The sequence below is a fragment of the Nocardioides sp. BE266 genome, from assembly GCF_031457855.1.
GTDB lineage: Bacteria > Actinomycetota > Actinomycetes > Propionibacteriales > Nocardioidaceae > Nocardioides.
This window is the reverse complement of sequence record NZ_JAURTI010000005.1, coordinates 80,805-103,708: the sequence shown is the minus strand read 5'-3', so window position 1 is coordinate 103,708 and position 22,904 is coordinate 80,805. Positions and strand designations below refer to the sequence as shown.

The 22,904-nt window shown below is 69.2% G+C and carries 16 protein-coding genes; 3 read left to right on the top strand and 13 right to left on the bottom strand.

Annotated features, from left to right (window positions below; genetic code table 11):
* Nucleotides 1–32: 32 nt before the first annotated feature.
* A complete protein-coding gene (locus J2X46_RS15920; RefSeq protein ID WP_310252243.1) occupies nucleotides 33–1,349 on the top strand; it encodes an aromatic ring-hydroxylating dioxygenase subunit alpha in 1,317 nt (438 codons plus the stop codon).
* Nucleotides 1,350–1,411: 62 nt separating this feature from the next.
* Here the strand turns inward: J2X46_RS15920 and J2X46_RS15915 are convergent, their stop codons facing one another.
* From J2X46_RS15915 to J2X46_RS15900, 4 genes are all read right to left on the bottom strand, one after another.
* Entirely contained in the window at nucleotides 1,412–2,098 is a 687-nt protein-coding gene (locus J2X46_RS15915) for a dienelactone hydrolase family protein (RefSeq protein ID WP_310252242.1), read from the bottom strand.
* A gap of 4 nt (nucleotides 2,099–2,102) precedes the next feature.
* On the bottom strand, nucleotides 2,103–2,912 hold the full coding sequence (locus J2X46_RS15910) for an SDR family oxidoreductase (protein WP_310252240.1): 810 nt from the start codon (nucleotides 2,910–2,912) through the stop codon (nucleotides 2,103–2,105).
* Nucleotides 2,909–3,430 carry an aromatic-ring-hydroxylating dioxygenase subunit beta gene (locus tag J2X46_RS15905; RefSeq protein ID WP_310252239.1) on the bottom strand — a complete coding sequence of 174 codons (522 nt, stop codon included), beginning with the start codon at nucleotides 3,428–3,430 and terminating at the stop codon, nucleotides 2,909–2,911. Before J2X46_RS15905 ends, J2X46_RS15910 begins: the two co-directional genes overlap by 4 nt.
* A 104-nt stretch (nucleotides 3,431–3,534) precedes the next feature.
* A complete protein-coding gene (locus J2X46_RS15900) occupies nucleotides 3,535–5,193 on the bottom strand; it encodes an AMP-binding protein (protein WP_310252237.1) in 1,659 nt (552 codons plus the stop codon).
* A gap of 125 nt (nucleotides 5,194–5,318) precedes the next feature.
* Here J2X46_RS15900 and J2X46_RS15895 point away from each other — a divergent pair, with 125 nt between their 5' ends.
* Entirely contained in the window at nucleotides 5,319–6,446 is a 1,128-nt protein-coding gene (locus J2X46_RS15895; RefSeq protein ID WP_310252235.1) for an epoxide hydrolase, read from the top strand.
* A gap of 6 nt (nucleotides 6,447–6,452) precedes the next feature.
* Here J2X46_RS15895 and J2X46_RS15890 read toward each other — a convergent pair whose 3' ends face one another.
* The 9 genes from J2X46_RS15890 to J2X46_RS15850 all read right to left on the bottom strand — a co-directional run bounded on the left by J2X46_RS15890 (nucleotide 6,453) and on the right by J2X46_RS15850 (nucleotide 16,130).
* On the bottom strand, nucleotides 6,453–6,746 hold the full coding sequence (locus J2X46_RS15890; RefSeq protein ID WP_310252233.1) for a hypothetical protein: 294 nt from the start codon (nucleotides 6,744–6,746) through the stop codon (nucleotides 6,453–6,455).
* Nucleotides 6,747–7,054: 308 nt separating this feature from the next.
* Nucleotides 7,055–9,589, bottom strand: a complete 2,535-nt coding sequence (locus J2X46_RS15885; protein WP_310252231.1) for a bifunctional FO biosynthesis protein CofGH — start codon at nucleotides 9,587–9,589, stop codon at nucleotides 7,055–7,057.
* A 13-nt stretch (nucleotides 9,590–9,602) separates the two neighbouring features.
* Complete coding sequence (gene npdG, locus J2X46_RS15880) at nucleotides 9,603–10,268, bottom strand: NADPH-dependent F420 reductase (protein ID WP_310252230.1); 666 nt, start codon at nucleotides 10,266–10,268, stop codon at nucleotides 9,603–9,605.
* A 133-nt stretch (nucleotides 10,269–10,401) separates the two neighbouring features.
* Nucleotides 10,402–11,118 carry an IclR family transcriptional regulator gene (locus tag J2X46_RS15875; RefSeq protein WP_310252229.1) on the bottom strand — a complete coding sequence of 239 codons (717 nt, stop codon included), beginning with the start codon at nucleotides 11,116–11,118 and terminating at the stop codon, nucleotides 10,402–10,404.
* Nucleotides 11,119–11,155: 37 nt separating this feature from the next.
* A complete protein-coding gene (locus J2X46_RS15870; protein ID WP_310252227.1) occupies nucleotides 11,156–12,418 on the bottom strand; it encodes a CaiB/BaiF CoA-transferase family protein in 1,263 nt (420 codons plus the stop codon).
* Nucleotides 12,415–13,959, bottom strand: coding sequence for a tripartite tricarboxylate transporter permease (locus J2X46_RS15865; protein WP_310252225.1), 1,545 nt, complete (start codon nucleotides 13,957–13,959; stop codon nucleotides 12,415–12,417). Before J2X46_RS15865 ends, J2X46_RS15870 begins: the two co-directional genes overlap by 4 nt.
* Before the next feature lie 4 nt (nucleotides 13,960–13,963).
* The gene (locus tag J2X46_RS15860) at nucleotides 13,964–14,434 is read right to left on the bottom strand and encodes a tripartite tricarboxylate transporter TctB family protein (protein WP_310252222.1); all 471 of its coding nucleotides are present in this window, start codon (nucleotides 14,432–14,434) and stop codon (nucleotides 13,964–13,966) included.
* Nucleotides 14,431–15,318, bottom strand: coding sequence for a tripartite tricarboxylate transporter substrate binding protein (locus J2X46_RS15855; protein WP_310252220.1), 888 nt, complete (start codon nucleotides 15,316–15,318; stop codon nucleotides 14,431–14,433). The genes J2X46_RS15860 and J2X46_RS15855 overlap by 4 nt, the downstream gene beginning before the upstream one ends.
* 455 nt (nucleotides 15,319–15,773) lie before the next feature.
* Nucleotides 15,774–16,130 (bottom strand): hypothetical protein, encoded by a 357-nt coding sequence (locus J2X46_RS15850; RefSeq protein WP_310252218.1) that lies wholly within the window; start codon nucleotides 16,128–16,130, stop codon nucleotides 15,774–15,776.
* A gap of 274 nt (nucleotides 16,131–16,404) precedes the next feature.
* On the opposite strand from J2X46_RS15850, the gene mobF reads away from it, so the two are divergent.
* Nucleotides 16,405–22,662: a MobF family relaxase gene (mobF, locus tag J2X46_RS15845; RefSeq protein ID WP_310252216.1), complete on the top strand. Its 6,258-nt coding sequence runs from the start codon at nucleotides 16,405–16,407 to the stop codon at nucleotides 22,660–22,662.
* Nucleotides 22,663–22,904 lie beyond the last annotated feature (242 nt).

The window sequence follows — 22,904 nt, the reverse complement described above, 5'->3', positions numbered from 1 at the left end:
GCTGCCGGTGGATCGACGATGTGAGGAGTCGCATGTCCACCTTCGTGAACGACGACCGGGAGATGCCCCGGTTCCAGGTGAACCGGTCGGCCATGGTCGATCCTGAGGTCTTCGCGCTCGAGCGCGACAAGATCTTCAACCACAGCTGGCTCTATATCGGGCACGAGACCGAGCTGCCCAAGAAGAACGACTACAAGACGCGCAAGGTCGCCGGTCGCCCGCTGGTGTTCGCCCGTGACGCGACGGGGACGATCCAGGTCTGGATCAACAGCTGCCCGCACCGGGGCGCGATGCTGTGCCGCGAGGACAGCGCCAACGCCCGGTTCCTCACGTGCTTCTACCACGGGTGGAGCTTCAGCACGGCCGGCGAGATGGTGTCGATGCCGGGTGACGACGCCTACGGGGAAGGGTTCGAGCGACCCGGGCTCGCCAGCCCCGCGAAGGTCGACTCCTACCGAGGCTTCGTCTTCGTGTCGTTCGACCCCGACATCGTCGACCTGAAGACCTACCTGGCGGGGGCAACCGAGTACATCGACCTGGTCTGCGACCAGTCCGAGCAGGGGATGGAGATCCTGCACGGGACGCACGAGTACTCGATCAAGGCGAACTGGAAGCTCCTGGTCGAGAACAGCATGGACGGCTACCACGCGGTCTCCACGCACCAGCGTTACTTCGAGATGGTCCTCGCCGCCCGCGGCAAGCTCGACCCCAGTGCGCTGGCCGACTCTCGCGGGATCGACCTCGGCAACGGGCACGCCGTGATTGCAGGCGCACCTGCCACCGAGGGTCTCTTCGGGCGCCCGCTCTCCGACGCCGGAGCCGAGGAACGGGCGGCCCGCTTCGACCGGTTCCGCGAGCTCTACGGCGACGGCTGGGTCGACCGGATGATGGGCAACCGCAACATGGTGATCTTCCCCAACCTGGTGATCATCGACCTCGTCATGGGGGTCGTGGTCCGCAAGATCGACCCGATCAGCCCGGACTACATGGAGGTCACCGCCTGGGAGCTGGCGCCACCGGAGGAGGGCGACGAGCTCCGCAAGCAGCGACTGGACAACTTCCTGACCTTCTGGGGCCCGGGCGGCCTGGCGTCGCCGGACGACGTCGAAGCGCTCGAGACCTGCCAGACCGGCTATGCCGCCGCACGCGAGCTGCCCTGGTCAGACATCTCGCGAGGCATGAACAAGGACATCAACTCCACCACCGACGAGCTGCAGATGCGGACCTGGTGGCGGCGGTGGAACGAGCTCGTCACCGGCGAGCGGCTCCCGGTGGAGACCAAGGCTCCCCTCGATGAGATGTTCCGGGCCGAGCGGCGCCACAGGTCGACCGAGTCCACCAACGCATGAGCACGCCGAGAGCCCCCGGTGGACCGACCGGTTCCCGGGGGCTCTCGATGTGTCGGTGTCGGTCAGACGCTGGGTGCTGCGTGCTGCCGGTTGCGCCACGCCACCGCGAGGGGCGTCAGTCGGGCTGCGACGCGGGCGTTGAGCCACTCCGTTGCACGCTGCCAGCTGTCGTACGACGCGGCGAACGCCACACCGGTCTCCGTCCGGCGGTGGAAGTCAGCGCCCACCCCCGGATAGCTCACGACATGGCTGAAGACGTCGGAACCGCCTCGCAGCGTGCCGCGCAGCCGGTGGACCTCGCCACGGGTCAGGCCCGCAGCGTCCTCACCGAACATGCCGAGCCACGGGGTGCGCAGGGCGGGCTCCGCAGCCAGTCGATCGAGGTCGGGGGTGGGCGAGAACGCCACTGCGGCACCGAGCTCGCGACGCAGGGCGAGGTCGAGGGCGAGGGTGGCGCCGGCGCCCAGCCCGACGACGCCGACCTGGTCGTCGTGCCAGCCGCGTTCGGCCGCGCGCCCGAGGACGACGTCGACACCATCGAGGTCCACACGTGCTGCGATGGACTCGTAGCCCTCCATGACGAAGTGGTTCATCGACTGCACCACGTCGACGTCCGGGACCTCGTCGTCGGTGAGCAGGACGACCAGGCCGCGTGGCGTGCCACCGAGGCTGATCTCCGTGACGTGGATCGGACCGCCGGGTCCCTCCAGGACGTGCGGGGTGGGGTGGACGAGGATGACGTCGGACATCTGCTCAGCTCGATTCGGGATGGGGAGTCCACGGCCAGTACTTGGCCGTCGCTCCGGCGTCGACGGTGATGTTGGTGCCGGTGACCATGGCCGACTCGTCGGAGGCGAGGTAGACGACCGCTCCGACGTAGTCCTGCGGCGTGGGCAGGCGTCCCAGCGGGAGCTGCGCACGGAAGTCGTTTGCGTAGTGCGACGGCTTGCTGAGCAGGGCCTGCATCGAGGCCAGCGCGGCCGGATCCGTCGGCGCCGTTGCCGTCGGGGTGAAGCCGTTGACCCGGATGCCGTGCTCGGCGAGCTCCATGGCGACCGACCGGGTGAAGTTGATCATCCCGCTCTTGCCCGTGGAGTAGCCGACGTTGCCGGGCTGGCCCTGCCACGCCGCCGTCGAGAGCACGTTGACGATGCTCCCTCCGTGACCGGCCGCGATCATGCTCCGGGCGGCCTCGCGGGTGAGCAGGAACGCCCCGCCGAGGATGACCTCGAGCTGGCGCATGTAGTCGGCGTACGGCATGTCGAGCACGCCCTGCTGCTGGAAGAACACCGCGTTGTTGACGAGGACGTCGATGCCGCCCCACAGGTCATGGGCCTTCGCCATGATCTCCCGCGCGTGCTGGTCGTCGGTGACGTTCCCCGCGATCCAGTCGGCCGTACCGCCGGCGGCGCGGATCCCCGAGGCGGCCGCCTCGGCGACGTCCGGCACCAGGTCGGTGCACAGCACGCGCGCGCCCTCGGCGGCCAGTCCGGCCGCCAGCGTGCCCCCGATGTTCGGGCTCGCCCCGGTCACCACCGCGACCTTGCCCGCCAGCCGGCTCACAGGATGATGCTGACCTTGCCGTGGGGGCGCAGCGTGTCGAGGTCGAGGACTGAGCGGCGGACGAGGAAGCGCAGGCCACCCTCATCGTCCCTCGCGAGCACGTGGCGGTACTGACCGACGTAGGTGTCGAAGGCACCCGATCGCATCCGGAAGACAGCGAAGTTGGCGCGCACGACGACGTGCCCTTCTTCATCGAGGTAGGCCCTGACGTTGCTGATCATCCGACGGGTGCGCGAGTGCGGGTACTCGGCGTGGGCCGAGCGCTTCATCAGGGAGCCGATCCGCTGCTCGAGGAGGAAGCGGTCGTCCTGGACGAGGAAGAGGTCGCGACCCGGGTCCCCGTCAGGCAGGTCCGTGCTCGGGACGAGGTACTGACCCTCCGGCAGGAACAGCTCGAGCCACTCCGGAAGTCGCCAGTCGTCGAGCAGGTCGGCCTCACGGTAGAGGTAGTGCTCGATCTCGGAGGAGAGACGAGTGTCCGCAGGCACGTCTGCGGCGATGGTCGAGGCTTCGGTCACGATGGCTCCTCAGGTCGGCGGTCGACGCGCTGTCGTACGGCGATTCCTCAGGCTGCCCGGCGCCTGCGGCGTCTGCCACCGGTCGTTCCGAGGTGCGGAACCGCTCAGGTCGTCGGGCTGGCCAGCTCCGATCGGAGCTTGTACTTGAGGATCTTGCCGCCGACCGTCTCGGGCAGCGCGTCGACGACGACCACGCGCTTGGGGGCCTCGTATCCGGCCAGCCTCTCCCTGGCGAAGCCGATCACCTCGTCCGGGTCCAGGACGGCACCTGCGACGGGGACGATCACTGCCGTGACCTCTTCTCCCCAGCGGTCGCTGGGCACGCCGACGACCGCGACCCGGCCGACCGACGGGTGCTGCGCGACCACCGTCTCGACCCGAAGGCTGGACACGTTCTCTCCTCCCGACTTCACGATGTCCTTGAACCGGTCGACCATGATCTGCAGGCCGTCCTCGTCGTAGGTGCAGCTGTCGCCGGAGTGAAACCATCCGCCCTCGAACGCCTCGCGGGTCGCCTCCTCGTTGCGGAAGTAGCCGGCCGTGATGGCGGGCGAGCGGTAGACGGCCTCGCCGGCGGTGCCCGGCGAGTCCCGCAGGAGCCTGCCCTCCGCGTCGATCACCTTGGCCGCCAGCATCGGGTTCGGAACACCGACGTAGTTGACCCCGTGCATGGACTGCTCGTGCTTCTCCGGGTGCTGGTCCGGATAGAACCGGTAGCACGAGAGCGACTCGGTCTGGCCGAACACCTCAAGGGCGGTGAGCTCGGGGTTGCGTGCCTTGTCCTTGAGCCGGGCGATGAGGTCCGGGCGCATGGCGCCCCACGAGAAGAAGACGACAGTGAGGGTCGAGAGGTCGTCGCCCTGGGCATCGTTGGCGTCCACCAGGGCCTGGAGGAAGGCCGGGGAGCCTCCCCAGACCGCGGTGATCCGCTCGGATGCGATCGCCTTCGACAGCTCGGGCGGGTTGGGACGCCTGCCGATCACGGCTGTTCCGGCGGCGAACCACGACTGGAAGAGGACCGCGTAGTGGCCGACGTGGTAGACGATCGGGAGGAAGGTGCCCGTTCGCAGCTGGTCCTCGTAGCGCAGACCCCGGGTCGTCGAGAGCGTGTAGGTGTACGACGCGAGGTAGCCATAGGTGTGGCTGATCATCGACGCCTTGGGCATCGCCGTCGTCCCCGACGTGAACATCAGGCTCCAGATGTCGTCAGCGTGGATCGCGATGTCCACGTCCGTCGTCGGCCGGTCCGCGATCCAGTCCTCGAAGAGCAAGGTCCCCTCGACGGCGCCACCGCCGATAGGGATGGTCACTGAGGGCGCGAGCCCCGACTCACTGAAGGCTGCCTCGGCTCGGGGCCACAGCTCGGCGTCGACGATGGCAAACGTCGCGCCGACGTGCTCGATGGCGTACGTGACGACGTCCGGGGCCAGGAGCGGGTTGAGGGGGACGCACACCAGGCCTGCCTTCGCGATCCCGAGCATGGTGACCACGGCCTCGACGGAGTTCTCGCAGTAGAGCAGCACCCGCGCCCCACGCTCGAGCCCGGCTGACAGGAGGGCGTGCGCGACCTGGTTGGCGGCCTCGTCCCCCTCCCGGTAGGTCAGGCGCTCGAACCGCGGCGACCCGAACGCCCCCGACCACCCCACGATCGCCTCCCTATCGGGCTGGCTCCACGTGATGCGTTCGAGCACGTCACCCAGGACCATCCGGTTCCAACGTCCCGTGGCCGGGCGGTCGTAAAGGCTCTCGACGTCAATGTCCACGTGGCGACGTTAGGCACGAAGACCGGCTGGCGCACGGCCTTGATCTCGCGGCCACTGTGGACCTCCCCACCACGCCGGACCCTCTGGCATGGCCACGCCCACGCATGTGGAGGTAGAGGTGACGCGTGCTGTTCGAACCCGCGGTGGCCGCCGACGACGTCCTCGACCTGCGCCGCCGACTCGCCTCGGTGCGCTGGCCGTCCGCTTCGCTGGACCCCGGGCACGGCACGTCGCTGGAGCGCATGAAGCATCTCGTGTCGCGATGGGAGAGGGACTACGACTTCGAGCGACTGGAGCAACGCCTGCGCACTCACCCGCAGATCAGGCTGGAGGTCGACGGCGTGCTGCACCACGCCGTCTACCTCCGCTCCCCCGACCCCGCGGCCGTGCCCCTCCTGCTCGGCCACGGGTGGCCGAGCACCTGCTACGAGTTCGACCGGGTCGTCGAACGTCTCACTCAGGCCTCGGACCATGCGCCTGCCTTCCACGTCGTGTGCCCGTCCCTTCCCGGGTACGCCTACTCCGGCAAGCCGACTGAACCGGGATGGGGTCCCGCGCGGACCGCGGACGCGTGGGTTTCCCTGATGAGCGCGCTCGGCCACGACCGCTTCGTGGCCCACGGTGGCGACTGGGGTGCATCGGTGTCCACCGAGCTGGCGATCCGGCACCCGGATCGGTTGCTCGGACTGCACCTGAGCATGCCGCTCGTGCAGGTCACCGAAGAGGACCGGGCAGCGGTGACAACGGAGCTAGGGCGCGCAGGAGCCGAGCGCGAGCGTGCATTCCGGCGCAGTGGCTACGCCTATGCCCTCCTCCAGATGACCCGGCCCCAGACCATTGGCTACTCCCTCGAGGACTCCCCCGTCGGGCTGCTGGCGTGGCTCACCGAGAAGTTGGACGCCTGGTCGGACTGGCACCCTGACCGGTCATCGTTCCTCGACGACGACGCCGTACTGGATGTCACCTCGGTCTATTGGCTGACGAGAAGTGCGACGTCAGCCGCCCGCATGTACGCCGAGGGGCTGCGCTCGGACCTCGGTCGTGCCGTCACTGAGGTGCCGACCGGTTGCTCGATCTTCGGTGCCGATGTGATCCAGCCACCTCGGAGCGCCGTCGAACGGCGCTATCGACGACTCGTGACGTGGAGCGAGCTCGAGCACGGCGGGCACTTCCCGGCCGCCGAGGTGCCGGACATCTTCATCGACGAGATCCGGGCCTTCGCCCGGGGCATCGGACTGACCCGGGCGACCTGACGACAGTCAGACGGTCAGGAGGGAACCTCGCAGTGCTCCGAGGTCATCGGGGGTGTCGAGGTCGAGACGCAGTCCTCGAAGGGGCCGCAGCGCTGCGACGTACCCCAGACGCCGGTGCAGTCGTGCGGAGTCCGGTCCGAACGCGAGCCCTGGTCGTCGGGCACCGTGGACCAGGCACGTGGTGCCGGACCCGAGGTGGTCGGCGACGAAGATCGGCTCTCCCACGTCTGCGTGCTCGGAGATGACCGAGTCGAGGTCACCCAAAGTCAGGTCAGGGAGGTCGGCGACGAGGATGGCCACTGGACTCGTACGGTGCGTGGCGAGGGCGCGTCTCCGGCCGAGAGCGGCGGCGGCGTTCACGCCGAGTGGTCGCCCTTCGGGGACGACGACGGCTCCGGCCGCGGAAGCCCGTCGAGCGATGAGCGGATCGCTCGTCACCACGAAGACCGATCGCGCGCTGCGCGACCTCAGTGCCGTCGCGATCGTGTGGTCAGCCAGGTCCACCGCCACCCGTGCGGCCACGTGACGGTCCGCGGTGAGTCGCGTCTTGGCCTCGGTCGTGTCCTTCGCGAGAACAACGAACGACGCAGCGCCTGGCAGGAGACCGCTCACGCGGCCCTCGCCGGTGTGCCGTAGGTGGTCGTGCGTTCGCGCACCGGTCGGTCGATGCCCGCGGCGATGTCGGTGAGCTCGGCGATGGTCTTGGCCGAGCCGTGCTCGGAGCCAGCCATCCGGGAGATGGTCTCCTCCATCAGTGTGCCGCCGACGTCGCTCGCGCCCGCGCGCAGCATCGCGCGCGTGCCGTCGACGCCGAGCTTGACCCAGCTCGTCTGGATGTTGCTGATCCGGCCGTGCAGCATGATCCGGCCCATCGCGTGGACTGCGAGGTTGTCGCGCATCGTCGGTCCCGGTCGGGCGACGCCGGCGAGGTAGATCGGCGAGCTCGTGTGGACGAACGGCAGCGGCACGAACTCGGTGAACCCACCCGTCTCGTCCTGGATCCGGGAGAGCACCCGCAGGTGCTGCACCCAGTGCCGCGGGTTGTCGACGTGGCCGTACATCATCGTCGAGCTCGACGGCAGCCCGACGCGGTGTGCCGTGCTGATGACGTCGATCCACGTCGCGGTGGGCAGCTTGCCCTTGGTCAGGATCCAGCGGACCTCGTCGTCGAGGATCTCCGCCGCCGTGCCCGGGATCGACCCGAGCCCGGACTCGCGCACCTTGATCAGGAAGTCCTCGAACGACAGGCCCGTGCGGTTGGACCCGTTGACGACCTCCATCGGGCTGAAGGCGTGCACGTGCATCTCCGGCACCCGCGCCTTCACCGCCGCGGCGAGGTCGAAGTAGGCCGTGCCGGGCAGCTCGGGGTCGATCCCGCCCTGCATGCACACCTCGGTCGCGCCGAGGTCCCACGCCTCCGCCGCGCGGTCGGCGACCTGGTCGAGCGAGAGGGAGTACGCATCGGCGTCCGTACGCCGCTGCGCGAACGCACAGAAGCGGCACCCGACGTAGCAGACGTTGGTGAAGTTGATGTTCCGGTTGACGACGTAGGTGACCTCGTCGCCGACCACCTCGCGGCGCAGGTCGTCGGCCAGCCGACACACCTCGTCGAGCAGATCGCCCTCGGCGGTCATCAGCGCGAGCGCGTGCTCGTCGGACAGGCCGGCAGGGTCGCGTTCTGCCGCCCGCAATGCAGCCCAGCCGTCTCCGCTGATCGCGACTGCCGGTGCGGCCGATGCGGCGGCGTCGCGGACCGATTCCCAGTCGCCGTACACGCTGTCGAAGTCGGCCCGCCGGTCGTGCGTGCGGCCCTCGGTGTCGATCGAGGCGTGGAGATCGGTGCGGCCGGCCGACTCGAGCCCGCCGTCGGGTGCCTGCCACGGCAGCCCCGTCGGTCGTACGCCGTCCAGCGCGAGGCCGTCGGGACCCGCGAGCGCGGCGACGTGGGCGTGCACGCGCGGGTCGAGCCACGGCTGCCCGTCGCGCAGCGACCCGACGACGTACTCCGGGTGCACGGTCAGCCGCGCCCGCAGCTCCATCCCTGCCTCCGCGGTCAACGACCGGAGCCGGTCGAGGGAGGGCCACGGGCGCTCGGGGTTCACGTGGTCGGGCGTCAGCGGCGAAACCCCGCCCCAGTCGTCGACACCGGCGTCGAGCAGCGCCGCGCACTCCGTCAGGTCGGTGAGGTTGGGCGGCGCCTGCACCCGCGCCTTCGGGCCCAGCACGATGCGGGTGACGGCGATCGCCGCGCGGTACTCGTCGAGGTCGAGGTCGTCGGTGTGGCGCATCGCGGTGTCGGGCTTGGCCCGGAAGTTCTGGACGATGACCTCCTGGAGGCCGCCGTAGCGACGCGCGACCGCGCGTAGCGCGAAGATCGTCTCGGCCCGCTCGGTCAGGGTCTCGCCGATGCCGACCAGAAGCCCGGAGGTGAACGGCACCGAGGTCCGGCCCGCGTCCTCGAGCACCCGCAACCGGACGTCCGGATCCTTGTCGGGCGAGCCGAAGTGCGCCTCGCCCCTGGTCTCGAAGAGCCGCCGCGAGGTGGTCTCGAGCATCATCCCCATGGACGGCGACACCGGCTTGAGCCGCGTCAGCTCCTCCCACGACATCACGCCCGGGTTCACGTGCGGCAGCAGCCCGGTTTCCTCCAGCACCCGCACCGCCATCGCGCGGACGTAGGCCAGCGTCGAGTCGTAGCCCTGCTCGTCCAGCCACTCCTTCGCCTCGGGCCACCGCTCCTCGGGTCGGTCACCCAGCGTGAACAGCGCCTCCAGGCAGCCGATCTCCGCACCCTGCCGGGCCACGTCGAGGATCTCGTCCGGCGACAGGAAGGGACCCCGACCCTCGCGCGCGGCGTGCCCCGGCGTCTCGACGAACGTGCAGTAGTGGCACCTGTCCCGACACAGGCGCGTGATCGGGACGAATACCTTGGGCGAGTACGTCACCACGCCGGGTCGCCCCGCCGCCACCAGACCTGCGCCCCGCACCCGAGCCGCGACTGAAGCCAGTCGGTCGAGGTCCTCGCCCGTCGCAGCGAGCAGCGCCGTCGCCTCCGCCACGTCGACCGCCGCACCGCGCTCGACACGCGCCAGTGCGCGGCGTACCTCCCGGGAGGGCGGGCGATCGGACGGGGAGCCGGTCATCGCGGGACTCAACTCAGACGTCCGTGACCCGCACGCCCGCGTGAGCCTTGTAGCGCCGGTTGATCGAGATCAGGTTCGCCGTCAACGCCTCGACCTGATGGGCGTTGCGGATCCGGCCGCCGTAAACACCGCGCATGCCCGGAACGGTATCGGCGAGGGCCTGAACGGCGTCGGTGGCCTCACGGTCGTCACCCAGCACGAGAACGTCGGTCTCGATGGACTCCACCGAAGGGTCTTCCAGCAATACTGCCGAGACGTTGTGGAACGCGCCCACCACCCGCGACTCGGTGAGGATCGCGGCCGCCTGCTGGGTGGCCGAACCCTCGGGCACGAGAAGGGCGTAGGGGCCCTGCTTGTCGAACCCGAGCGGGTTCACGCAGTCGACCACGACCTTGCCGGCCAGCTCGCCCTTGAGCGACTCCAGCAGCTCGGCGTGGCCGTCCCACGGCACGACGACCAGCACGATGTCGCCCTGCGCAGAGGCGTCGGCGTTGGACGCTCCGCTGACCGCCCCACCGGTGGCCTCGGCGAGCTCGGCAGCCGCCGCCTCGGCGCGCTCGGCAGTCCGGCTCCCGAGCACGACGGTCAGGCCGGCGACGGCGAAGCGGCGGGCCAGACCGCGCCCCTGCGGGCCGGTGCCGCCGAGGATCGCGATGGTCAGGTCCTTCAGATCGTCCACGTTGCTCGCTCCTCTTCGATCCGGTCCCGTGGTGCGGCCCCAGAGTGCCCGGCCCCGGCCTTGCCGGCCATCGCGGCTCCCACGAAAACTGTGGATCGCCACAGCAGAAGGCGGTCTGTGAGACGTCCGACTGTCAGGAAAGGCCGTCTGCGATCAGCTTCGCTGCTCCCCGAAGAGCCTCAGCCATCTCGTCGCGGCGGGCCTCGATGCGGCGGGTGGGCCCTCCGATGGCTAGGCAAGCAGTCAGTCCGAGCTCCCCGAAGATCGCCGAAGCGACCGCACTCAGGTCGGGGAACGTCTCGCCGTGGTTGTAGGCAAGTCCGGTGGTTCGCGCCTCGACCACCTCCTGCCGCAGGCCATCGCGTTCCTCCGGCCTGGTGTGCTCCTGCAGATGCCGCTCCAGAAGTGCCTCCGGAAGCTGCGCGAGGTAGAGCTTGCCGATGGACGATGGACGTTCGGTCGGCGGCCGGACCTTCGGCGGTGAATAGCGGACCATCTGGCTGGATTCGACCGTGTGGAGATAGACCAGCGTCTCCCCCACCATGCCGCCGAGCATCACCGTCTCGTCGAACTGGTCGACGAGGTCCTGCATCAACGGGCCGGCGACCGCGACGATGGAGGGGCCACGTGCCGCGGCCAGCGTGCCGATCGCCGGGCCAACGCGGTAGCGGGATCCGTCGTACACCAGGTAGTCGCGCACCAGCAGCGCACGCAACAGCGGGTGCAGCGAAGACTTGGGCGCGTCAAGCTCGCGTGCGAGCTCGCCGAGGGAGAGTCCTTCAGGCGATGCCACGACGCGCTCGAGCGCGATCAGCGCGCGACCTACTCCCCGGTGACCTTCTGCGCTCACGAAATCGACCTCTCCTCACTGATCGCCCGGCGTCATCCTAGGAGGGTGCACGTCGGCTCGCGGGTGAGGACGCCGTGCTGCGGAGCACCACTCCCCTGCTCTCCAGGTCGTCCGCGGCGGCCTGGTCGCGGCCAAGCTCGGCCAGAATCTGGCGGGTCTGGTCACCCAGTCCGGGCACGGGTCGTACGGGGTAGGTGCGTCCGCGCTCGGTGATCACCTGTCGCAGCGTCGGCACCGGGCCGATCGGCGTCGGGGTCTCGACCCAGCGGTCGCGCTCGACGAGCTGGGGATGGGTGGCAACGTCCTCGAGGTCGTTGACCCGAGCGCAGGCGATGCCGATGTCGTCGAGGACGGAGGTGAGCTCGCGGCTCGTCCGCCAAGCGCAGGCTGTGGCCACCATCCCGTCGACCTCGGCGCGTCGAGCTGCGCGCGCCACGTTGGTCGCGTAGCGCGGGTCGTCCGCCAGGTCGACGTCGCCGAGGACGTGCTCGGCGAGCCTTCGCCACTCACGGTCGTTCTGCACACCCACGACGACGGGGGTGTCCCGCGTCGGGTACTCGCCGTAGGGAACCAGCGACGGGTGGCCGAGGTTGAGTCGCTCCGGCGGATGCCCGGTGTGCTGCGTGAAGTAGATGTTGTTCGCGATGAAGTCGGTCATCGCGTCGATCATCGCCACATCCACGACCGTGCCCGCCCCCGTTCGCTCGCGTTGGAACAGGCCCATGAGCGCGGCCTGAGCCATGTACATCCCGGCAGCGACGTCACAGGCCGAGAATCCGGGCTTCACCCTCACGTCGGGCGTCCCGGTGACCGCGACCGTGCCGGACTCCGCCTGGACAAGCGCGTCGTATGCACGCTTGCCGGCGTAGGGGCCGGGTTCTCCGTAGCCGGAGTTCGAGATCACGATCAGCCGTGGGTTGCGAGCGGTCAGCGCATCGGCGCCGAAGCCAAGTCGTTCGGCGGCACCCGGCGCCAGGTTCTGCATGAAGACGTCAGCGGTGTCGATGAGGTCGAGCACGACCTCCCGGCCCTCCTCGGACTTCAGGTCGACAGCCAGCGACTCCTTGCTGCGGCCCACCCAGAGAAAGACGCTCGACAGCTTGCCGCCGACGACGTCGTCGTACCCGCGTGCGAAGTCGCCCCCGTCGATCCGCTCGACCTTGATCACCCGGGCGCCGAGGTCGGCAAGCTGTCTCGTTGCTATCGGAACGGCTACCGCGTGCTCGATCGTGACGACCGTGATACCGGCGAGCGGCCCCCCGTCCGTCCCGTCCCGCGCGACGAGTTTGCGTACCGTCATCGGGCCTCCTCCTTGTCCTCGACGGCGGACGGCTCAGACTCGTCCACCGGGAGATCGGCGAGCAGCGCGCGGCGGCGACGTGCGGCAACGACGCTGACGATCGCAACCAGTGCGGCAAGGGCGAGCATCGAGCCGGAGATCGGCCGGGTGACGAACACCGTCAGGTCCCCTCCACTGAGCAGGAGCGACTGGCGCGCGGCCGGCTCGAGCAGCGCGCCGAGGACGAATGCCAGGACCAGCGGGCCGGGCTCGAAGCCCACCTTGCGCATCCCGTAGCCCACCAGTCCGAACGCCAGCACGACCCACAGGTCGAAGATGCTGTTGTTGATGCTGAAGACACCCAGCATCGTCACGACGACCGCGAGCGCCACCAGGATCGCGACCCGGATGTCGAGGATCCGGATGAAGACCCGGACCAGAGGCAGGTTGAGCGCGAGCAGGATGACGTTGCCGACCAGCATGGAGGCGATGACGCCCCAGAAGATGTCGGGGTGGTCCTCGATCAGGCGCGGACCCGGGGTGATGCCTTGGATCAGCAGTGCTCCGAGGATCAGGGCGAGCACCGGATTGGGCGGAAGGCCGAGCGTCAGCAACGGGATGAACGACGACTGCGACCCCGCGTTGTTGGCCGTCTCCGGCCCGGCGACGCCTTCGATGGCTCCCTTCCCGAATCGCTCCGGGGTCCGGGAGCGCCGCTTCTCGACGGCGTACGACGACAGCGAGGCGACCATGCCGCCACCGCCGGGCAGGAGACCGAGCACGAATCCGATGACGCTGCCTCGCGCGATGGGGCCCCGACATTGCCTGAGCTCGTCACGAGACGGCATCACGTGCCCCACCGGGATGACCTCACCGGTGCCTCGGCGCGAGCGGTCGAGGGTGTGCAGCAGCTCACCAAGGCCAAACAGCCCCATCGCCACCGCGACGAAGTCCAGACCGTTGAGAAGCTTGAGCGATCCGAAGGTGAAGCGCGGGCTGCCCTCGATCGAGTCCTGGCCGACCGTGGCCAGGACGAGACCGCATGCCGCCATGGCCAGGGCCGCAGCGAAGCGTCGCGACGCGAGGTAGGCAGCGAGCACGATGCCGAGCAGGGCGAGCACCGTGAACTCGGGCGGCCCGAACCGCAGCGCGAACCCGGCCATCAGTGGAGCGACCAGCACCAGTCCGGCAACGGACGCGAGCCCGCCGATGAAGGATCCGATCGCGGCGATCCCGAGCGCTGGGCCGGCGCGTCCTTGCTTGGCCATCTGGTAGCCGTCGAAGGTGGTGACGACCGATGCTGCCTCTCCCGGGAGGTGGAGCAGGACCGAGGTGATGGTGCCGCCGTACATAGACCCGTAGTAGATGCCCGCCAGCATGATCACGGCCGTGGCGGGATCGAGGCCGTAGGTGAGGGGAAGCAGCAGCGCGATGGTCGCCGTCGGGCCGAGCCCAGGAATGACGCCGATGACCATGCCCACGAGGACGCCGATCAGGACGAACAGGAGGTTGGAGGGAGTCAGGGTCGTCTCGACCCCGACGAGGATTCCGGAGAAGTCCATGTCGTCACCACCCTCCGGGGGCCAGAGGTCCAACGGGCAGCGATACGCCGAGCAGGTCGACGAAGACCACCTGCAGGGCGACCGTCCCGAGGACCGCGGTGAGCATCGCCAGACGCCAGGTCTCGCCGAACAGGCGCATCCAGGCGGTGATCATGAGGGCCGCAGGCACCGGCATACCGATCAGGGGCAGGAGCACGACGAATCCTGCGGTCGATGCCACCGCCAGCCCGACGTGGGCGAGGTCGGACCTGTCGGTCTCCTCAGGGGCCTCTATGCCCGTCACCACCAGCCAGGCCGAGGTGAGGACAACCCCGACACTCGCAAGCAGAGGCCACGCGCCGGGACCAGGCTGGGTCACGTCGCCCAGTCCGAGGCGTACCGAGGCAACGACCGCCACCACGCCCCCGCACAGCAACAGCAGCGGGGCCCAACGGTGGGAGCGCTCCGCACCTTCTTCTGCAGTCAGTGAGGTCATCGGCTCAACGCCTCCGCCCACTGGCTCTCCGCCGTCTCGAACTCCTGGCCCAGCACCTCGTGCCCCGCGTCGTCGTCGCGCACGAACTCCTCACCGAGCACGTCCGCGGCGCCGGATGCGATGCAGTCGTCGAGAGCCCCCTCGAGCATGTCGCGGATTCCGGCATCGAGGCCTGCCGGACCGAGCAGCGCCACGTTGACCATCGAGCCGGGCAGGTCGTCGTACCCCACCTCGGCGAAGGTGGGCACTCCTTCGAGGAAGTCCACGGGCTCCGTCGCACCGGTGGCCACGGCCCGGAGCTCGCCCGACTCGAGTTGCTCCAGCAGCGTGGGTGAGGTGCTCAGGTAGGCGCTGTCGGCGTTGCCGCCGAGCACCGCGGCCGCCGACTGGTCATTGCTCTCGAACGGCACCGTGGTGAACTCGGGACCGCCAGCGTCCGTGATCGCGTCCATGGTCAGGGCGAAGATCCCCCGCGCCCCGGGCATGGCGACGGAGAACTTGCCGTCCTCGGCTTCAGCGGCTGCCATCACCGCGTCCGCGTCCTGCCACGAGGACGATCCCTTGACCACCAGCACCGAGGGCGCGAGGGTGATGCCCCGGACCGGGGTGAAGCTGTCTCCCGAGAACTCCGCGCCGTCCGTCGTCATGGGGACCAGAGCAGCGGTGGACATCGACGAGACGGCCAGGGTGGAGCCGTCCGGCTTGGCCTGCGCGACCTGGGTCATGCCGATTGCACCGCCACCTCCGTCCTGGTTCTCGACGATGAAGGTCCCGTCGAGCTCCTCCTCAAGGCACGAGCCTGCGACGCGGGCGGTCGCGTCCGAGATGCCCCCGGCCGCGAACGGCGCGATGATCCGGATCGTGCCGGACGGATAGGTCTCCACCGTGCCGACCGTGGATTGGGCGCACCCACACGCCGCGGTTACCACCAACCCGGCGCACAGGGCTGTCGCTCGCTTCTGCATGACATCACGTTCCTATTTACGAATCGCCTGTTCGATATCAGGAACACCTTCACATGTGCTGTGAGTGACGTCAATCACCTCGGTCGCCGACTCGGAGGTTTGGCGCCGCGCTTGGCCCCGTTTCAGGGCTGGAGGAGTTGCTCGGCGCCACTTCCCACACGATGTGGGCTGCGTGTCGCGACGCGATCGGACAATCGGCTCGCGTACGAGCGTCCAGATGCGTGGTCGCGTTTGCCACCTCGACGCATACCGAAGTAGCGAAGGATCGCAGTTTTGACGTGTTGCCCGTCGCCAGCGCGCCGTAACGCACCACGACGAAGGCGTCTCACGAGACACACTTGACCGAACGCGGCACAACCTGTTGAAGTCAAAAGCTAGGGCTGCTCAGTGGTCTCGGCACGGGATGAGGGATTTACGCTCGATTGCGACGCGTGTGCGCTGATCTCTGCGAGTTTCCACAATCTGGTCGCTTCGCGAAGACTGACACTGCTGCCACACCATTCGACGGCCTCGCGGATGGTCAGCCCTTCCGCTGCCGTCATCTGCCGTAAGGCTTCTCCTGCCTTTCGTTCGGCCACCGCCGAGAGCAGATCGCGCTCTCCGATTGCGCTCATCACCTGAACTGCCAACTCCTCGAGCCGTCTACTGCGCTCCAGCATTTCGGCCCGTCGCCTGGCCGCGATCGAGCGCGCGTCCCGCCTGGCAACTTGTCGCATCGTTTGCTTTGTCATCGAGAACTCACCCTTCCGTTTCGTGCCTGCTCACCTACGACAGATGGATGCAGTCGGCGCTTACCCACACCCCACTAGCGGACACACCGCCGCGAGGCTCTCCTCGAAAGTCCGTGCGTATCCCGACCCCCGACGTCAATGCCGGATTCGAAGCGCCACACACCTCTTGCATTGCCGGTACGCCCCTCCGATGACGCTCAGCGTCCCCCACCCCCGCGTGCTTACCGCGGGGTGACCCTCGCGGGTCGAGTCGGGCACGTAGGTGCGGGTGACCATGAGCCTGCACAAGCTCACGGCCGGGTCGGGATACGACTACCTGACCCGGCAGGTCGCCGCGCTCGACGCCACCGACAAGGGGCACGTCGGACTCGCCTCGTACTACACCGAGAAGGGCGAGACACCCGGCGTCTGGATGGGCTCCGGGATGGCTGGTATCGACGGCCTCGACGCCGGAGAGGTCGTCACCGCGGAGCAGATGCAGAACCTGTTCGGCGCCGGCCACCACCCCCTCGCCACCGACCGCACCCACGCGCTCGACGTCCGCATCGGCCGTCCCGGTCTCCCCCGCCCCACCGAGGCGGACTACCGGACAGCGGCCAGGCTTGGGGCGCCGTTCAAGGTGTACGACCACGACGTCAGCGCCTTCCGGACCGAGGTCGCCAAGCGACTAGCCGCCCTGAACTCCGAGTTCGGGGTCCGGCCCGACTGGGCCGTCCCCGCCGCCGAACGAGCCCGGGTGCGCACCGAGGTCGCCCGCGACTTCTTCCGCGCCGAGCACGGCCGCGACCCCTCCCCCGGCCCCGACGGCGCACGCGAGCTCGCCGCCACCATCGCCAAGCACTCCCGCCCCAAGACCACCGCGGTCGCCGGGTACGACCTCACCTTCTCCCCCGTCAAGAGCGTCTCGACGCTGTGGGCGATCGCCGACCCGACCACTGCGGCTGCCATCGAACGCGCCCACCAGGCCGCCGTCGACGACGCCCTCACCTTCCTCGAGACCACCGCGCTCTACACCCGCGAGGGAGCCAACGGTGTGCGCCAGGTCGACGTCCGCGGACTCGTCGCGACCGCATTCACCCACCGCGACTCCCGCGCCGGCGACCCCGACCTCCACACCCACGTCGCCGTCGCCAACAAAGTCGAAACCCTCACCCCACGCAACGGAAAATCCGGGGCTGGGAAGTGGCTAGCGATCGACGGACGACCGCTGCACAAAGCCATCGTGTCGGCCTCCGAGACCTACAACACCGCCCTCGAACGCCACCTCACCGACACACTCGGAGTCCGGTTCGAGGAACGCCCGGACACCACGACCGGCGGTAGCCGGAACAAGCGCCCAGTGCGGGAGATCCTGGGAGTGGACCCTCGTCTCAACGCCCGGTTCTCGAAACGACGGGCCAGCGTCGAGGCCCGACGCGCGGTCCTGGCCGGGGCTTTCCAAGCCACGCATGGGCGGCCCCCGACTCCGGTCGAGACCCTCCAACTCGCCCAACAGGCGACCCTCGAGACCCGCGACGCCAAGCACGAACCCCGCTCGCTGGCCGAGCAACGCGAGGCATGGAACCGCGAGGCCATCGAAGTGCTCGGCACCCCCGCACAGGTCGCCGCGATGGTGCGCACCGCACTAAACCCCACGCACATCGGCCTGTCGCAGACGGCGGGCGAAGGTGTGGCGGCGGACTCGGCATGGTTCGCCGCGACCGCCGACCGCATCACCACGACGCTCGAACAGGCACGCAGCACCTGGCAGTACTGGCACGTCTACGCCGAAGCCCAGCGTCAGGTTCGCTCCGCGACCGTGCCCACCCACCAGGTCGCCCGGGCCGTCGACCTGCTGGTCGGCGAGGTCCTCGACACCGGATCTGTGTCCCTCGCACGACCCGCGATCAGCCTTTCGGCGGATGCAGACGGGATCGTCGAGCCCGACGTGCTGCGCCGCGCAGACGGAACCTCGGTCTACTCCTCGGCCGGCTCAGAGCTCTACGCCTCGGAGCGGATCATGGCTGCCGAACAACGACTGGTTGACGCCGCCGGCCGCCGCGACGGCCACACCGTCGACGCCAGCACGGTCGACCTGGCGCTCCTGGAGTCGACCGCCAACGGCGTCACCTTGAACGCAGGCCAAGCCACTCTCGTACGAGAGATGGCCACCTCTGGGGCTCGGCTGCAGCTCGCGATCGCGCCCGCCGGATCCGGCAAGACCACCGCTATGCGCGCACTCGCCCGCGCATGGACCGACGCCGGCGGCACCATCGTCGGGCTCGCCCCGTCCGCCGCCGCAGCCGACGCCCTCCGCACCGCCATCACCTCCCCACCAGCATCTGTCGACGGATCGACACCGGCACCCACAGCGGCGCACACGGGGGTGTATGCAGGGGTGCGGACCGAGACGCTGGCCATGCTCACCCACGCCCTGCAAGGACCAGACGCCACGAGCGGCGGATCAGCAGCCGGCCCACTCCCGGCCTCAACCCCACACCCCCCTGCGGCCGTCGCAGGGATGCCGGAGTGGGTCGCCGACATCGGGCCGACGACGCTAGTGGTGATCGACGAGGCCGGGATGGCCGACACCCTCTCCCTCGACACGGCCGTCTCCTACGTCCTCGAGCGCGGCGGCAGCGTCCGGCTCATCGGCGACAACCAGCAGCTCACCGCCATCGGCGCAGGCGGCGTCCTCCGCGACATCCAGACCACCCACGGCGCCCTCCAGCTCAGCGAACTCGTCCGGTTCACCGACCCCGCCGAAGGAGCAGCATCCCTCGCCCTACGCGACGGCAGGACCGAGGCGCTCGGGTTCTACCTCGACCGTCAACGCATCCACGTCGGCAACCTCACCGCTCTGAGCGAGGACATCTTCGACGCCTGGCTCTCCGACAGCGAAGACGGCCGTGACTCGATCATGCTCGCCCCGACCCGCGAGCTCGTCAGCGACCTGAACCGACGCGCCAGAGCACACCGCCTCCACCAGTCATCCTCCGATAGCGCCGGATCGCCCCGTCCGATCGCCGGCCCGACCGCTCGGCTCGGCGATGACAACGATGCGTCTACCGGAGATCTGATCATCACCCGGGAGAACGACCGCCGCTTGCGCACGTTCTCCACCGACTGGGTCAAGAACGGGGACAGGTGGACCGTGCTCCGCATCCACGACAACGGCGACCTCACCGCGCGCCACATCCGGAACCACCGCACGATCCGGCTCCCCCACGACTACGTCGCCCGCGCGACCGGCCTCGGCTACGCCTGCACAGTTCACGCCGCCCAAGGTGTCACCGCCGACACCATGCATGGCCTCGCCACCGGCGCCGAGTCACGCCAGCAGCTCTACACGATGCTCACCCGCGGGTCGGCTGCCAACCACCTCTACCTCCAGATCGTCGGCGACGGCGACCCCCACACCGTCATCCACCCCACCCTGATCCATCCCCGCACGCCGACCGACATCCTTGAGAGGGTCCTGGCCCGCGACGACACCCAGCACTCGGCCACCAGCCTTCTCCACCAGCAGGCAGACCCCGCCCTTCGGCTAGGACTGGCCGCGCAGCGGTACCTCGACAGCCTCCATGTCGCGGCCGAAGACATCCTTCGTCGCCATCCAGCCGCCAGCACCACCGCAGAAGCCGCCGACGATCGTGGCGCGGCAACCGGAGACAACGCTCCCGCACGAAACGTGGTCGAAGCGCTCGACGTCACCGCCGACCTCGTCGTGCCAGGTCTGTCCGACGAGCCGGCGTGGCCGACCCTCCGCGCCCATCTCCTGCTCCTCGCAGCCGACGGCCACAACCCCGTGGCGCTCCTGACACGAGCGGCCACCGCCGGCGAACTGAACACGGCCACCGACCGCGCCGCCGTGCTCGACTGGCGACTCGACATCGACACCGCCACCGCCAGCCACGCCACCACGCGTCCCCCGCCGCTCGGATCGCCGCCATCGAGCGTGCGTCCCGGTCCGATGCCGTGGATGCCGGGCATTCCACGGCTACTCGCCGAAGACTCCCAATGGGGCCGCTACCTCACCCAGCGGGCACAACTGCTCGAGACTCTCGTCGCCGACGTGCGTGCCCAGGTCGCCGAGCAGACCAGCGCGCCCGTCTGGGCGCAGAACGGCGTCCTCCCCAATCTCCACGCCATCTGTGACGTCGAGGTCTGGCGCGCGGCGATGCAGGTCGCCGATGACGATCGCCGACCCACAGGTCCGCGACAGCTCCAGAAGGCCGCCGCCACCTACCAGCGACAGCTCGTACGCGCTATCACCGCCGCCAGCACCCCTGCCCTCTCCGAGTGGCGCCACCTCCTCGTCTCGCTCGCACCACAGATCCACGACGACGACTTCACGCCCCTGCTCGCCGAACGCCTGGCCGCGATGTCGCGAGCAAGTCTGCCCGCGCACCAGCTGCTGCGGAACGCAGCCTCCACCGGCAGCCCACTCCCCGACGACCACGCTGCTGCCGCTCTGTGGTGGCGGATGGCACGTCACCTCACCCCCGCCGTGGCCGCCCACATCGTCAGCCCGGACGCGGCACGTGCCTCCGGCCCGTGGTCCTGCATGATGCCTGACCTCCTCGGCGTCGACCTGACCGAGCGCATCCGGACGAGCACCTGGTGGCCCGCGTTGGTCACCAATATCGACCACGCGATCGAGCGTGGGTGGCGACTCGAGGACTTGCTCGGCGGCCGCGCAGTAAAGACCGTCGATGGCGGCAGCACCTCTCTCGCCGAAACGGGGATGGATGAATGCCAGGTGCTGGTCTGGCACACCTCGATCGCACTCGACCCCGTCCCTGACGAGAAAACGGTTGATGACCAGCTCGACCCGCCGCCCGCGGACCTGTGGTCCGGTGTCGAGGTCGACCCCGGGACCTACGTCCAGTTCCCCGCCGATCACGACCGTGACTTCGACGGGATTGACGACTTCGAGCCGGTCGGTGCCGACACCAACAGCGGGGCACCCGCCGTACCCGGCGACTGCGAGACAGACGTCGACTCGCAGGCCTTCGTCGAGCCGGACCTCACCATGGCGGGCCTCGTCCGCGACCTCAGCACCGGGCCGCTCGAACTCACCTCGGCTGAACTGCGGGTGATGTTCCGGCGCGCAGAGGACTGGTACCTCTCCCCCGTCACCCGCGAACGCATGCTCCAGGTCAACGAACTCGCTCAGTCCTACTTCGAGGCCAACTTCAACGACTCGTGGGGACGACGCCACCTCCACGAACGCGTCCGGGTAGACCTCGCAGGCGACGCACACTTCCGTCCCGGGCACGCCCCCGCCGGCTGGACCAAGCTCGTCGACCACCTCCGAACTCGAGGCGTCACCGACGCTGAGATGCTCGCCGCCGGACTCGCGTCCACCTCATCACGAGGCCACCTCTTCGACCGGTTCCGCGACCGTCTCATCCTCCCCATCACCCACCACGACGAGATCCTTGGATTCGTCGGCAGACGCCATCCCGACCTGGCCGACGACCAAACCCATGGCGGGAAGGTGGGACCGAAATACCTCAACACCCCCAACACCCCGCTCTTCCACAAGGGCGCCCACCTGTACGGCGCTTCCGACGACCTCATCATCGACGGCGCCATCCCCGTCATCGTCGAAGGCCCCATCGACGCCATCGCCGTCACCCTCGCCACCGCAGGCCGCTACCTCGGCCTCGCGCCGCTCGGAACAGCGCTGACCGATGAACAAGCTCGACAGGTCGTCGCCATCACGCGTGCCACGCGCCCAGTTGGGATGGGCCCCGCCGCGCCAGTGATCGCGACCGACGCCGACCTCGCCGGCCAGGTCGCCGCAGAACGCGACTACTGGATCCTCACCCCCCACGGACTCGACCCCACCTACGCCCGCCTTCCCCTCGGCCTCGATCCCGCAGCATTCATGACGTCCGCCGGCCCCGCAGCACTCACGGCCGCTCTCGACCGAGCGCTGCCGCTCGGCGACCGCCTGATCACTGAACGCCTTGCCAACCTTCCACCCGACGACGCCTACCAAGCAGCCACACGCGTACTCGCAGCCCGCCCCCGGCACGCCTGGACGGGTGGAGCCGACCGCATCAGCACCCGGCTCGACCTCCCCCAACCCGATACAGCTCGAGCGCTCCGCGACGCCGTGAAGGCATGGAACCTCGACCCACGGCAGACCGCCCAACTAGACCTAGCCAACGTCCGCCACGTCCAGGCGCGCATGCAGACCGCATCCACCCGGCCTCCAGCCCAACGATGGGCTCCGCTCGCCCACAGCCTCGACACCAGACTGGTGGGGCAGCCCGACTGGCCTGTTACGGCTGACGCGATCCAACGTGCCGAGTACCTGTGCGACGACGTTGAGACGACGATCAGGATTGCCATCGGAGACTCGCCACTCGACGACCGGCCCGCCAGGGACCTTCGTTACCGACTCGCCGCAATCCTCGACACAGATTCTGAGTCCAACCACGCGCCAGAAACAGTCGCAGTCAGCTCCCTGCGACCAGACACCGACCGTACCGCTAGCCCAACAGCACGAGCACCCGAGCCCCCACCACCGCAGCGCTAGGCCGCCCGCCCGCCTCGCCAAGAACACGCGGAACCGCTACAACACACGCACCAGCCGTCACGGCGTGTATCCGAGGCATCGGGAAGCGCCCCGATTCGACCAGATTGACGTCGCCTTGGTACGCGACGGGGGGTTGCACGCGCAGACGTGGGGATTTCCCACTTCGCGTGCAAGACACGTGCTTCGCCGCGGCGCCCGGACGAGACCCTCATCGCTGGGTTCGATGGGGTGCGTGACCGCCG

Coding starts and splice junctions, on each gene's coding strand:
- J2X46_RS15915 (WP_310252242.1), bottom strand. CDS start 2,098: ATGTCCGACGTCATCCTCGTCCACCCCACCCCGCACGTCCTGGAGGGA.
- mobF (WP_310252216.1), top strand. CDS start 16,405: ATGAGCCTGCACAAGCTCACGGCCGGGTCGGGATACGACTACCTGACC.
- J2X46_RS15850 (WP_310252218.1), bottom strand. CDS start 16,130: ATGACAAAGCAAACGATGCGACAAGTTGCCAGGCGGGACGCGCGCTCG.
- J2X46_RS15885 (WP_310252231.1), bottom strand. CDS start 9,589: ATGACCGGCTCCCCGTCCGATCGCCCGCCCTCCCGGGAGGTACGCCGC.
- J2X46_RS15865 (WP_310252225.1), bottom strand. CDS start 13,959: ATGGACTTCTCCGGAATCCTCGTCGGGGTCGAGACGACCCTGACTCCC.
- J2X46_RS15920 (WP_310252243.1), top strand. CDS start 33: ATGTCCACCTTCGTGAACGACGACCGGGAGATGCCCCGGTTCCAGGTG.
- J2X46_RS15870 (WP_310252227.1), bottom strand. CDS start 12,418: ATGACGGTACGCAAACTCGTCGCGCGGGACGGGACGGACGGGGGGCCG.
- J2X46_RS15860 (WP_310252222.1), bottom strand. CDS start 14,434: ATGACCTCACTGACTGCAGAAGAAGGTGCGGAGCGCTCCCACCGTTGG.